This window comes from Rhizobium sp. CIAT894 (assembly GCF_000172795.2).
Taxonomy (GTDB): Bacteria; Pseudomonadota; Alphaproteobacteria; order Rhizobiales; family Rhizobiaceae; genus Rhizobium.
Window position 1 is genome coordinate 156,821 of record NZ_CP020948.1, and the last position, 13,271, is coordinate 170,091.

The 13,271-nt window shown below is 62.9% G+C and carries 10 protein-coding genes; 7 read left to right on the plus strand and 3 right to left on the minus strand.

The window, feature by feature from the left end; genetic code table 11:
- Position 1 precedes the first annotated feature (1 nt).
- The gene (locus RHEC894_RS22445; RefSeq protein ID WP_085739217.1) at positions 2 to 1,303 is read right to left on the minus strand and encodes a sugar ABC transporter permease; all 1,302 of its coding nucleotides are present in this window, start codon (positions 1,301 to 1,303) and stop codon (positions 2 to 4) included.
- A 58-nt stretch (positions 1,304 to 1,361) separates the two neighbouring features.
- The gene (locus RHEC894_RS22450) at positions 1,362 to 2,708 is read right to left on the minus strand and encodes an extracellular solute-binding protein (protein ID WP_085739218.1); all 1,347 of its coding nucleotides are present in this window, start codon (positions 2,706 to 2,708) and stop codon (positions 1,362 to 1,364) included.
- 1,003 nt (positions 2,709 to 3,711) lie between these two features.
- Between RHEC894_RS22450 and RHEC894_RS22455 the strand changes: the two genes are divergently transcribed.
- Positions 3,712 to 4,170, plus strand: a complete 459-nt coding sequence (locus RHEC894_RS22455) for a YbaK/EbsC family protein (RefSeq protein WP_085739219.1) — start codon at positions 3,712 to 3,714, stop codon at positions 4,168 to 4,170.
- Between the two features lie 97 nt (positions 4,171 to 4,267).
- On the plus strand, positions 4,268 to 5,275 hold the full coding sequence (locus tag RHEC894_RS22460) for a Tim44 domain-containing protein (protein WP_085739220.1): 1,008 nt from the start codon (positions 4,268 to 4,270) through the stop codon (positions 5,273 to 5,275).
- A gap of 125 nt (positions 5,276 to 5,400) precedes the next feature.
- Here the strand turns inward: RHEC894_RS22460 and RHEC894_RS22465 are convergent, their stop codons facing one another.
- Positions 5,401 to 6,432 carry a hydroxyacid dehydrogenase gene (locus RHEC894_RS22465; protein ID WP_085739221.1) on the minus strand — a complete coding sequence of 344 codons (1,032 nt, stop codon included), beginning with the start codon at positions 6,430 to 6,432 and terminating at the stop codon, positions 5,401 to 5,403.
- A 298-nt stretch (positions 6,433 to 6,730) separates the two neighbouring features.
- Between RHEC894_RS22465 and RHEC894_RS22470 the strand changes: the two genes are divergently transcribed.
- From RHEC894_RS22470 to RHEC894_RS22490, 5 genes are all read left to right on the plus strand, one after another.
- On the plus strand, positions 6,731 to 7,330 hold the full coding sequence (locus RHEC894_RS22470; RefSeq protein ID WP_085739222.1) for a HupE/UreJ family protein: 600 nt from the start codon (positions 6,731 to 6,733) through the stop codon (positions 7,328 to 7,330).
- Positions 7,331 to 7,619: 289 nt separating this feature from the next.
- Positions 7,620 to 8,198, plus strand: coding sequence for a GbsR/MarR family transcriptional regulator (locus tag RHEC894_RS22475; protein WP_085739223.1), 579 nt, complete (start codon positions 7,620 to 7,622; stop codon positions 8,196 to 8,198).
- Between the two features lie 4 nt (positions 8,199 to 8,202).
- On the plus strand, positions 8,203 to 9,933 hold the full coding sequence (cydD, locus tag RHEC894_RS22480; protein ID WP_085739224.1) for a thiol reductant ABC exporter subunit CydD: 1,731 nt from the start codon (positions 8,203 to 8,205) through the stop codon (positions 9,931 to 9,933).
- Positions 9,930 to 11,621 (plus strand): ATP-binding cassette domain-containing protein, encoded by a 1,692-nt coding sequence (locus tag RHEC894_RS22485; RefSeq protein ID WP_085739225.1) that lies wholly within the window; start codon positions 9,930 to 9,932, stop codon positions 11,619 to 11,621. The genes cydD and RHEC894_RS22485 overlap by 4 nt, the downstream gene beginning before the upstream one ends.
- 76 nt (positions 11,622 to 11,697) lie before the next feature.
- Positions 11,698 to 13,266, plus strand: a complete 1,569-nt coding sequence (locus RHEC894_RS22490; protein ID WP_085739226.1) for a cytochrome ubiquinol oxidase subunit I — start codon at positions 11,698 to 11,700, stop codon at positions 13,264 to 13,266.
- Positions 13,267 to 13,271 lie beyond the last annotated feature (5 nt).

The window sequence follows — 13,271 nt, forward strand, 5'->3', positions numbered from 1 at the left end:
GTCAATCCTCGATCAGGGGCTTGGCGACGAGCGTGCCGTAGTTGAAGACGCGCAGATAGAGCAGCGACAGCGTGACGCCGATAACGACGAGCACCAGCGCCATGGCGGCGCCCAGCCCATATTCGAGGTTGCCGGCATAATTCCTGAGCGCGGTATGATAGGCGGCGAGTGCCCAGACCTCGGTCGAATTACCAGGTCCGCCGTTGGTGGCGAGCAGGATCTCGTTGAAGGAGGCGAGCAGCGACAGCGTCTGGTAGCAGGTGACGAAGAGGATCGGCCAGCGCATCTGCGGCAGGATAATGTAGCGGATCTGCTGCCAGCGCGAGGCGCCGTCGACCTCGCTCGCATAGAACTGGCTCTTGGGAATGGCCTTCATTGCCGAAGAGAAAACCAGCATGCCCATCGAGGCGCCGATGAAACCGTTGATCAGCACGACGAAGAACCAGGCATGATAGGCGGTGTCGAGCAGGTAGTTCTTCGGGGGATAGCCGAACTTGCCCATCAGGATGGAGATGAAGCCGCTATCCCAGGCGAGCCATTTCCACAGCAGGACATAGATGACCACGGGGGTGATGCGCGGCAGCAGCCAGATGCCGCGGAAGATCGAGGCCGGTCCCGGCGGCATGTAATGCGTCCAGATCGCCAGCAGCAGCGCATAGCCGACGTTGAAAAGCGTCAGTACCAGGGCGACGTAGAGCACGGTATTCAAGAGCACGCGCGCCATGTCGGGCGAGGTGGCCAGGCGCGAGAAATTGTCGGTCGTCCAGGTCCAGCCGGTATAGGTGGCCGTGGCGACGGTTTCCTTCTGTTCCGGCGTCAGCTTGAGGCCCAGCGTATCAAGAGCCGAAAACAGCTGCTCCTTGCTGTCGAAACGTGTGTTGACGACGGAGCGGTTGAACTGTTCGGAGATCTGTTTGACGTCGCGTGTCGAAGGTCTCTCGGAAAGATCCTTGATCATCCGCTCAGCGTCGCGGCGGGTCGCAAACACCTCGCCCGTATGTTTGGCGCGCAATTCGCCGGCAATCCCCGGCGCGAGCCCGAGGCCCTCCACGGCCTTGAGACCGGCTTCATCGATCGCGTAGCGCGGCTCGGAAATCTCGGCGGCGATGTCGGGCATCGCCGATTTCAGCGTGATCAGGGAATTGGGCGCAATCTGGTAGACACCGCCGGAGATGCCGGTCGCGGTCGTCATATTGGTCATTGAGAAAACCGCCGTCAGAACGACGGGCAGCAGGAAGAACAGGACGATCATGATCGCCGCGGGCGCGATCATCACCAGTCCGAGTGTTCTGGACGATTTCATGGCAGCCTCCTCGCGGGACCGGCCGGGCGGCGGGGTTGCCGCCGCCCGGCGGAATGCTTCAGCGGATGACGATCTTGTCGCCGAGCGTGCTCTTTAGCTCGCTCTCGGCATCACTGACCGCGGCATCGACGGTCTTGTCGCCGGTCCAGGATGCCTGGAGGTTCTTCCACATAATGTTCCAATAGGTGCCGAAATCGGAATTGTTCGGCATGGCATTGGCATGCGGCAGCAGGCGTTCGGTGGCTTCGCGGGTCCAGCGGTCGGCCGAGTAGAAATCGACTTGGGATTCTGCCTCGGAGATGCCGAGATGGGCCGATTTGACTGCATGCAGCGCGTTGATGCGCGGCTCGGAGGCGATCGTGATCAGCTGGGCGGCGATGTCGGTGTCTTCCTTGTCGTGACCGGCGGTCAAGAGGTAGACGAGCGGATGGGTCAGCGTGTTGGCCTTGCCGCCTTCGCCGGCCGGGATCAGCGTGAAGATCACGTTGCCGAAGAAGTCCTTGAGGCCTTCCTGGTTGACGAGACGGGCATAGTGCCAGGTGCCGCCGTCCCAGATGCCGGCCTTGCCGGTGGCGACTTCCTTCCACCACTGGTCGCCCGGCATGCCGATGTGGTTCTTCTTGGTGACGCCTGATTTAACGGCATCGGCGAAGAACTGGTAGGTGCGCGTCATCGCCGCCTTGTCGAAGACGAGTTTGCCGCCCTCTTCCATCGTGCCGCCGAAGCTGGTGTAGAACTGCCAGTAGTCAGGGCCGTTGCTGGTGCGGGGATAGAAGCCGTAGCCCGGCTGGACGAGGCCCTTGTCCTGCATCTTCTTGGCGTCTTCGAGCAGGTTCTTCATGGTGTACTTGCCGTCCTGAACGCTCTGCGGCAGCGCGTCGAGATCGGCGTCGCTATAGCCGATCGCTTTCATGTACGGCTTCCAGAAGAACATCGGACGGGATTCGGCATCCTGCGGAATCCCGTAGACGGTGCCATTGTAGGAGGCGATCTGCAGCAGGTTTTCGTAGATGCCGTTGAGCGGCCAGGAGTCGAGATCGACGTAATCTTCGATCGGAACGATGAGGCCGGCCTGCGACCAGGGCGCGATGTCTTCATGACCGCTGACGACGATATTGGGCGCGGTCTTGGCTTCTGCAGCCAGCGTCAGCGCCTGCTTGAAGTCCTCCCAGGCCGAATAGGATTTCTTCTCGACGGTGATTTTCAGGTCTTCGCCCTTGAGGGCGGCCTGGCGCTGCAGCTGCTGGGCCGCGATCTCGATAGCGTCGAGGCGATAGACGTCGTTCGGGCCGGTGCCGCCTGCCCAGACGCTGATGGTAACGTCCTTGGCGAAGGCGAAAGCGGAGGTCGAGGCCAGGATGGCGGCCGCGATGGTGAGGGATTTCAGTGTCGGCAAAATGGTCATCTTCTTCGTCTCCCTGGAAGAGCAGTGTGAAGCCTCTTGGCGGGTCAGCACTGCTGATGATGGCCGCTCCGAAACCCCACGAAAACGTGACGATGTCCGCTCTAGGGGGTTGATGTAACGACCGAATGACAAAATTGAGCACGTGTGCAAAAATTATTATGACGATCTTCTCGACGTGGTCAATGCCGATGAAAGGGTCAGTTTCAGCTGCCGGTCGATATCGATGCCGATAGCGCTGGGCAAGGTCCATCCATCGCCACGGGTCTCGCCACAATGGCACTCCCGGCCCGCGTTTCGCTCTTGCCTGTCTTTCGTCGATCGGCTAATAATTGCTGCCGGAGCAATTCAACAACGGAGGCGTGCAATGACAGATATTTCCTCGTCCAACGCCTCTTTGGCATAGGCTTCCGAAGCTCCCTGCCTCGATTCAATCCGAGACCTTTCAAGCTTCACCATCCGAAGACGGCATCCGTTTCGCACGCAGCGTTTTGGCACGGCGACGTCCGCGCGACATGGCGTTGCGCTCTTCAGGCTTGAGAGAAGGGCGGTTCAGATTCTGACCGCGATTGATCATGAACAATCAGCACGCCGGCGACAGCCTGGCGACATCCATGAGCGAGCTTTGCTCGCGATTTAGCTTTCGGGAGATTCTCGTCGCAACCATCATTGCCCGGCGGAAACGTCGTCGCATGGTGAACAGCTTGGGCTTCTTTCCACCATGGGTGCGCCGCGACCTCGCTTTATCAGACGAATAGATCGGCTTCCTTGCCGATATTGGCAATATCCGGCCGAGATGGTTTCAAGGCGAAATCATCCCGGCCGGCTTCTGCTTCTCATTGGCCATGAGGTCCATCTTCCGGATGGAATTCGAACCCACCATCACCAAGCGACCGAGCCACGCTTCGATTGAAATAGCTGGAACTTTAAGTTACGGAAGGATGCCTGCATTTCGGTATCCATCGCCTTCCGCATCCTCCGATCATCGTTTTTGCACGTTCATCCCATGAGCCTTGAATCCGTCCGCGCTTTCCTCCGTGCCCACGCGCCCGATATCGAAATCATCGAAACCGCCGAGAGCTCCTCGACGGTGGCGCTTGCCGCCGAAGCCCACGGCGTCGAACCCGCCCAGATCGCCAAGACGATCTGTCTGCGTGTCGGCGAGCAGATGATGCTGGTCGTTGCCGGCGGCACGGCGCGGCTCGACAATCGCAAGTTCAAGGACACGTTCGGGGCCAAGGGGCGCATGCTCGATGCCGAGGAAGTCGTGGCCGTCACCAGCCATCCGGTCGGCGGCGTCTGCCCCTTCGGCCTGCCCTCGCCGCTGCCGATCTATTGCGGCATCTCTCTGAAACGTTTCGATGAAGTCGTGCCGGCGGCCGGCTCGACGAATTCGGCCGTGCGCATCGAAACCGGGCGGCTGGCCGAGCTGACCGGCGCCAGCTGGGTCGACGTCTGCCAGTAGGCGTGTGACAGCAATGGAGCCGAAGAGCTTCAAACCCGGGAAAGTGTACCTATATGTCTCCTGACATGCCGTGATTGCGCATGACAGGAGATCAAGAATGCCGGGTGCCATTTCGCGTTTTGCCAAGTTTGCGGCCATTGCCGCTCTGACGAGCGCTACCGTTTTTGCTTCCCTCGACAGTGCCGAGGCGCGCCGGGCCGGCAGCGGCGGTTTCGGAAGCCGCGGTACGCGCACCTTCCAGGCTCCTCCGATCACCAGCACGGCACCTGCGCCTGCCGCGCCGATCGAACGGTCGATGACGCCCCGTCCGCAGACGACGGCACCTGCAACCGCGCAGCAGCCCTTCAGCGCTCAGCGTCCCGGTCTCTTCGGCGGCTTCGGCCGTTCGATGATCGGCGGCCTGATTGCCGGCGGCCTGCTTGGCATGCTGCTCGGTCACGGTTTCGGCGGCGGCTTCGGCTTCCTCGGCATGCTCCTGCAGATCGCTTTGATCGGCGGTGCCGTCATGCTCGCCATGCGTTATTTCGCCAACCGCCGACAGCCTTCCTACGGCGTCGGCGGTCAGAGCCGATCCTACGCCCAGTCCTACGGCATGTCGCCAGCAGGCAATTCGTCCTTCCAGATCCCGGCGATCGGTTCGGGCGCGGGTTCGGGTTCGTCCTCGCGCGGCAACCGCCCGAGCGATGAGATCGGGCTGGCGCAGGCCGATCTCGACCAGTTCGAGGAACTGCTGACCGGCGTTCAGACCGCTTACGGTGCCGAGGATTACGGCACGTTGCGCCGCCTGACGACGCCCGAGGCGATGTCCTACCTTGCCGAGGAGCTCGGCGAAAACGCCACCAACGGCGTGCGCAACCGCGTTTCCGATGTCAAGCTGCTGCACGGCGATATCGCCGAGGCCTGGCGCGAGGACGGTCAGGACTATGCGACACTCGCCATGCGCTATTCCTCGATCGATGCCATGGTCGAACGCAACAGCGGCCGCGTCGTTTCCGGCGACGATCGCCACCCGAGCGAAAGCACCGAGGTATGGACCTTCGTGCGCAAGCCGAGCGGCGACTGGAAGCTCGCCGCGATCCAGGGCACGGAGCAGCGCGCCGCCTGAGTGGCGCGCCTTTCCTGGTCTAAAGCGCGTCGCGATCTTTCAGAGTCGGCCCTCGCGCTTTAGGTCCTTGTTCTTCCGCATGTCGTTGGCGCAAAACCCGCTTACACACTTTTGCGCGACATGCTCTAATTCACTGCGACTGGTTTGGAGCGCATGCGGGAGACCGTCTCGCGCTCCGCCCGTTTGCAGCGCATCGGCGGCAGGCCGCGATCCATCAGGTCCATGTCCTCGAGCACCATGTCGCCCATCTTCTTGAAGGCGCTGTCGAGCGCGCCGGCCCGATGCGCCGAGCGGATGAAGCCTTTCAGGGCCCGCACCGGATGATCGGGCGGCAGCGGCTCCTCAGGATAGACATCGCTTGCCGCGACGATATGGCCTGACGAAACGGCCGTCATCAGCGCGTCGAAATCGACGACATCGGCGCGGCTGAGCAGGATGAAGGCCGCGCCTTCGCGCATGCTGGCGAAGGCCTCTGTGCCGAGGAACCCCTTGTTTTCACTGGTGACGGCTGCAACGACGAAGACGAAATCGCTCTTCGTCAGCACATCTTCCAGGCTTGCCGGCTCCACGCCGTTTTCCTCGAGGATCGAGCGCGGCAGCCAGGGATCGAAGACCCGGATGCGCGCCTTGAAGCCGGAGAGCAGCCTGCGCAGCGCCTTGCCGAGATCGCCGAAGCCGACGATGCCGACCTCGGAGCCGGCGATCAGCCGCGCACTCCTATTGCCCTCCCCGCCCCAGAGTTCGCTGCCCTCGCGAAATGCCACATCCGCATCGACAATGCCGCGCGCCAAGGCCAGCGCGAAGCCGAGACCGATTTCGGCAACCGGCTCGGCAAAGACCTGGCCCGTCGTCACGACATGAATGCCGCGCTCGAAGAGCACATCATAGGGCATATTGTTCAAGAGATTGCTTTCGACGTTGAGGATCGAGCGCAGGGCCGGCATTCCAGCCAGCGTTTCCGCCGCAAGAGGCGGCTGGCCGATGATATAGCGCGCCCTGCCGAGGATGTCGCCGCCGAGCCCGGCGATATTGTCGGGGTCGGCCTCGACGATTTCGTATTTCGCATGCAATTCGGCGCGCGCCGTGTCGGTGAAGATCAGGTCGAGCGTGCGCGGTTCGGGCGCGCTGATCGCCAGCGGGCGTTCGGTGTTGGTCATGAGTGTCTCCTCCAACGCGCGGGCGATTTGTGTCGCCTCGTCCGGACGATTGATAGCCGCTGTGCCGGGCTGTTTCCAGCTCATGGAACAGGAATTGAAGAGCCGAGGTCCTTCGAAGGATGGATGCGCTATCGAAAGCGGCATTTGCCTATCATATAAGCAATTGAATTGCCTTGTGATTTATGCCTTTCTCGTTGACCGGGCAGACTCTTTGAACTAGCCTGATGCGCGCGACTTGGAGCCATGCCGGATGTTCGGCGGCGGCAGGATATTCAAAAATTCACGAGGGAATCGAGCAATGAAATCAGCACTCAAGAGCGTCCTGCTGGCTTTGGCTGCCGCAGCGCTTCCGGCCGCCGCCTTCGCCCATCCCGCCATCGGCGACGCGGCCGGTTTCAGCCATGGTTTTGCCCATCCGATATCAGGCCTCGATCATGTCCTCGCCATGGTGATGGTCGGTATTTTCGCATTCCAGCTCGGCGGTCGCGCCACCTGGCTCGTACCGACGACCTTCGTTCTTGTCATGGCGCTCGGCGGCGCCCTCGGCGCTGCCGGCATCGATGTTCCCTTCGTTGAATTGGGCATTGCGCTTTCCGTCATCGTCCTCGGCGCTATCGTTGCGCTCGACGTCAAGGCGCCGCTCGCCGCAGCACTCGGCATTGTCGGCCTCTTTGCGATCTTCCACGGTCATGCGCACGGCGCCGAAATGCCGGAAAATGCGGCTGGCGTCGCCTATGCCGCCGGTTTCATGATCGCGACCGCGCTGCTGCACGGCGCAGGCCTTGCCCTTGGTTACGTCGTCGGCCGCGCCGGTGGACGCCAGGGCGCCTTCGTGGCGCGTGCGGCTGGCGGCATCGCTGCCATATCGGGTGTGGGCATCCTGGCCGGCTTGATCTGAGCCGCCTCGATCAGCGGCGGCGTGCATAAACGCCGCTCATCATCACAGTCAGACCAGAACGCCCGGCATGCGCATCGCGTTGCCGGGCGTTACTGCGTGATGGCTGCGAAGTGCTGCTGAATTGATCCAAGTCAAATCCGGCCGTGCCCCGCCCTGTTATATCCAGTTCACGATCAATGAACGGACATCCAAATTGACGCAGGGTCGCCTTGCGAATTGTCGGCTGGTCGCGAAATTGACTATAGTGATTTCAGAAATTACTGAAATCACAGACGCAACGGAAATGACTATGAACCTTCCGCCTCTCGTTCAGTCCTTCGTTCTCCATTTCGGCGAAATGGGCTCCCGCTGGGGAATCAACCGCACGGTCGGCCAGATCTATGCCTTGCTCTACGTCTCGCCAGCGCCGATCTGCGCCGAGGAGATTGCCGATGCGCTCGCCATTTCGCGCTCCAACGTGTCGATGAGCCTGCGCGAACTGCAGGCGTGGAACCTTGTGCTTCTCAAACACAAGCCGGACGACCGCCGCGACTTTTTCACCACGCCCGATGATGTGTGGCTCATCTTGCGGACGCTTGCCGAGGAGCGAAAGAAGCGGGAAGTCGATCCGACGCTGTCGGTCCTGCGTGAGATCCTGATGCAGCGGCCGGCGAGCGACGCCGAACGGCATGCGCAGGCGCGCATGAGCGAGATGCATACGCTGATCGAGCAGCTGACGCATTGGTATGAAGACGTAAAACAACTTGAAACGGAAAGGCTTGCGACGCTACTCTCGCTGGGCGCGAAAGTAACCAAGCTTCTGGAGGCCAAGGACCGGGTCGTCTCGCTCGGCCGCAGCCGCCGGCCGAATCCTGCGAACAAGAGTTAGCGCCATGGGCACTGCTTTCTTCGACGCGAGAGATAAATCGGGGGTACAGCCGCGGGATGGCGATGCTGTTTCATCCCGCCGTGACACGGCGAAAGGCCGGCTGCGAAGAGCCGCGATGCTGCAGGCGCTCGCCACGGCCATCTGGATCCCGCAGGCCGGATTGCTCGCCATCTCGGTCGGCCGTATCGCCGATGGCGGGGGATTGCAGGGCGTTCTCTGGCCGGCCTTTGGCATCCTCGTCCTCGGATTGGCGAGGAGCTGTCTCGACGCGGCTGGCGGCCGCTTCGCCTTTCGCGCCGCCCGCATAGAGCTCAGTCACAAGCGGCAGGCCGCCGTCGCTGCTCTTTCCCTGTCGTCGCCCGTCGATCGCGGCCGTCCGGCGTCCGGTAAAGCCGGAAGCGTCATCGGCGAACAGGCCGAACTGATTGTGCCCTATCTCTCGCGTTTCCAGCCGGCACGGATGAAGGCGAGCCTTGTGCCGCTGGTGATCCTCGCCTGCATCCTTCCCGTCTCCTGGATTGCCGCACTCGTGCTCCTGTTCGCCGCGCCGCTGATCCCGATCTTCATGGCGTTGATCGGCTGGCGCGCCCAAGCGGCCAGCGAAAGACAGCTTGTCGCGACCGGCGGTCTCAACGGCTTCCTGCTCGACCGGCTGCGCGGGCTGACGACGATCCGCGCGCTCGACGCGGTCGATGCGACGGCTTTTCGGCTGCGGCGCGAGGCGGAATCGCTGCGTTCGCGCACCATGTCCGTGTTGAAGATCGCCTTCCTCTCCTCGGCCGTGCTTGAGCTCTTCGCAGCACTCGGCGTGGCGATGATTGCCGTCTATGTCGGCTTCAGCCTGCTTGGCGAAATCCGCTTCGGAACCTGGTCGGGCGGGCTCGACCTGGCCGAGGGCTTGTTCATCCTGCTGCTCGCGCCCGCCTTCTTCGAGCCGCTGCGCGAACTCTCCGCGGTCTGGCACGACCGGGCGGCCGGTGAAGCGGCGCTGAAGGCGCTGGACGCGCTTGCAACGGGTGGCTTGCCCATCCGGGGATCGGCCGAACCCATGGCTCCGGCTGGCGGCATGGCTCCGGACATCCGCCTTGAAAATCTCGCCTTTCGTTACGGCGCCGACGAACCGCTTGTTCTCGACGGTTTCAATCTCGATATCGCCGCCGGCGAACACGTGGCGCTGCTCGGTGCCAGCGGTTCCGGCAAGTCGACGCTTCTTTCGCTCGTTGCGGGACTGGCGCCCTGCAGCGAAGGCCGCATCATCATCGGCGGCACCGAGCTTGAGGATGATACTGCCGCTGCTGTGCGCGGCGGCATGGCGTGGATCGGCCAGAAGCCGCATATCTTTGCCGGTACCATCGCGGGCAATATCGCGCTCGGAAGGCCCGGCATCTCGCGCAGCGATTTGGCCGGTGCACTCGATGCCGCCAGCCTCGGAAGGGTTGCCGATGCGTATGGCAACCGGTCGCTAGGCGAGAGTGGGATCGGGCTTTCCGGCGGTGAGGCGCTGCGGCTTGCGATCGCGCGTGCGGCTTGCAATCCCGATCTCCAGATCATCCTGGCCGACGAGCCGACCGCCCATCTCGACGCCGCAACCGCGGCCGAAGTGACCGAGAGCCTGCTTTCGCTTGCCAGGGGCCGCACCTTGATCGTGGCGACCCATGACCCGCTGCTTGCCGCCCGCATGCATCGCAGCCTGCGCGTCGACGCTGACAGCATTATGAGGGAGGCGGCCGAATGAGCGGCTTTATTGCCGATATCGAGCCGATCCTGCGGCTCTTCCTTGCCGAGCGCCGACGCGCGCTGCTCTTCGGCGCCGCGCTTTCTGCGGCGACGGTGACGGCGGGCATAGCGCTGCTCGGCCTTTCCGGCTGGTTCATCACCGCCACCTCGCTTGCCGGGCTTTCGGCCGCTGCCGCCGTTACCTTCGACGTTTTTGCGCCGTCGGCCGGCATCCGGCTGCTCGCCATCGTCAGGACAGTGGCCCGTTACGGCGAAAGGCTTGCGACCCATGATGCGACGCTCGGCGTGCTCGCCGCTCTTCGCGAGAGACTGTTTCGCGGCTTTGCCGAACCGGATGCTGCGCACGCCCTCTCGCATCGTCCGGCAAGGCTGCTCTTCCGGTTGACCGCCGATATCGATGCGCTCGACTCCCTTTATCTCAGAATTCTCGTGCCTGCCGCGGTCGCGATCGGAGCAGCATTGGCGGCAAGCGTGGTGCTGGGGCTCATGCATCCCCTGTTTGGCCTGTGTTTCGGCCTCTTTCTCGGAGGCGCCGGTCTCGGCCTGCCCTTGATCGCCGGCCGGGCGGCGCGCAGCCATGCCCGCAGACGCGCCTATGGCATCGAGGCGCTGCGCTCGCGAGTGATCGATCTCGTTGCCGGCCAGACCGATCTTCTGATGGCCAGCCGGCTTGCCGCGCAGAGGAGCATCATTGCAGATGCCGACAGTTACGTAGCCGCTGCCGACGACCGGCTGAATCGCGTCGAAACCGGCCTGACAATCGGCTTCGGTCTCGTCTCTACCCTGCTGTTGACGGCCTCGCTGCTTGCCGTTGCTGCCCTTGCGGAAACCAAGACGATTACCGCGCCCGTCGCAGCCCTCGGCCTGCTCGTTGCCTTTGCGGCGGTCGAGCCCTTCGCAGCATTGCGCCGCGGCGCGCTGGAACTCGGGCGGACGCTGCTGGCTGCAAAGCGCATCGCGCCGCGGCTTGCCGCCGCTGATGTAACCGAGCCTTTGCCGTTGCCGCGGCCAGGATATGCCTTTTCGCTGGCTGCTGTGACTGCTTTCCATGAAAATTCCGCCGTTTCGGCGCTCCAGGGCATCGATCTCACGCTTGAGCAGGGTGAGCGCTTGGCCGTTATCGGCAGCAGCGGCGCCGGCAAGTCGAGTCTGCTCGCTTTGCTTTCAAACGAATTGTCGGCCAGGGCGGGAAGTGTCGCCGCGGTAGGGGCGACCCTGCTGACGCAGCGGACGGAACTCTTCGAGGATAGCTTGCGCGGCAACCTCGCCCTTGCGAACCCGGATGCGAGCGAGACCCAGCTTCGCGAAGCGCTCGCGGCCGCCGGCCTGCTTGCCGATGTCGAGGCCATGCCGCGCGGGATCGATGCGCCGCTCGGCGAAGGCGGGCTCGGCCTTTCCGGCGGCCAGTCGCGCCGGCTGGCGCTCGCCCGGCTCTTCCTGCGCGACACGCCGCTCTGGCTGCTCGATGAACCCACAGAGGGCCTCGACGGCGCCACTGCCCGCGACGTGCTCAGCCGCCTGTCGGCAATGGCTGACGGCCGCTCATTGGTCATTTCAACGCATATCCGCCGCGAGGCTGTTATCGCCGACCGCATCGCCGTCATCGAAGGCGGCCGTATCACAGAAGTTTCGTGCCGCGGAGAGGCGGCGTTCGAAAAGGCGCTCGACCGGCTTCGGCCGGACTGAGCGAAATCGCATGCCCCCAAGCGCCGGCCGGCGCTGAGGGAGGCTCCGTACCCCGTGGGACCGTGGGAGAAAGACAATGGAACTAGATATCGTCGCACTTTCGCGCTTTCAATTCGCGCTGACGGCGCTTTACCACTTCCTGTTCGTACCGCTGACGCTCGGCCTGTCCGTGCTGCTCGCGATCATGGAGACGGTCTATGTCATGACCGGTCGCCAGATCTGGCGACAGATGACGAAATTCTGGGGCACGCTGTTCGGCATCAATTTCGTGATCGGCGTCGCCACCGGCATCGTCATGGAATTCCAGTTCGGCATGAACTGGAGTTACTACAGCTATTATGTCGGCGATATCTTCGGCGCGCCGCTGGCGATCGAAGGGTTGATGGCCTTCTTCCTCGAGGCGACCTTCGTCGGCCTGTTCTTCTTCGGCTGGGACAAGCTGTCGAAGGTCGGCCATCTCGTCGCCACCTGGGCTGTGGCGCTCGGCTCGAATTTTTCCGCCCTCTGGATCCTCATCGCCAATGGCTGGATGCAGAACCCGGTGGGATCGGCGCTCAATCCGCAGACGATGCGCATGGAGATCACAAGCTTCTTCGACGTGGTCTTCAATCCCGTCGCCCAGGCGAAATTCGTCCACACGGTCTCGGCGGGTTATGTCTGCGCCTCGATCTTCGTGCTTGGTGTTTCGGCCTGGTATGTGATCAAGGGCGGGCATATCGAGCTGGCCAAGCGCTCGATGACGGTTGCCGCCTCCTTCGGCCTCGCCTCGGCGCTGTCGGTGGTCGTGCTTGGCGATGAGAGCGGTTATCTCGCGACCGAGAACCAGAAGATGAAGCTCGCCGCGATCGAGGGCATGTGGAAGACCGAGCCTGCTCCGGCCGCCTTCACCGCCTTCGGTTTCCCCGACCAGGAAGCGCGTGAAACACATTTCGCCGTGCATATCCCTTGGGTCATGGGCTTGATCGGCACACGGTCGCTGACGACGGAAATCCCCGGTATCGACAAGCTCGAACAGCAGGCCGAAACCCGCATCCGCGACGGCATCAAGGCTTACGACGCGCTGATGCAGATCCGCGCCGCACCCGCCCAGGATCAGGTAGCCCAGGAAGTACGCAGCTCTTTCGAGGATCTCGGTTACGCCCTTCTTCTGAAGCGCTATGTCGACGATCCGCGCCAGGCGACCGACGCGCAGATCGTCCAGGCCGCGCGCGATACGATCCCGCACGTGCCGACGCTCTTCTGGTCCTTCCGCATCATGGTCGGCCTCGGCATCTTTTTCATCCTGCTGACATCAACCTTCTTCTGGCTGTCGGCGCGCCGCCATCTCGACAAATACCCGCTGCTACTGCGGATTGCCGTACTGGCGATCCCGCTGCCTTGGGTCGCCATCGAGCTTGGATGGGTCGTTGCCGAATTCGGCCGCCAGCCCTGGGTAATCGAAGGCGTGCTACCGACCGCGGCTGCCGTCTCCAGCCTCGGCGCCGGCACCGTGCTTTTGACGATCATCGGTTTTGCCGCGCTCTACACGGTGCTGATCGTCATCGAGATGAGCCTGATGCTCAAGGCGATCGGCCAAGGCCCGGAGCCGGACGACGAGCCGGAAGCCGTGCTTATTTCCGAAACCCTCGTCCCGGCTGCGGAGTGACCTGT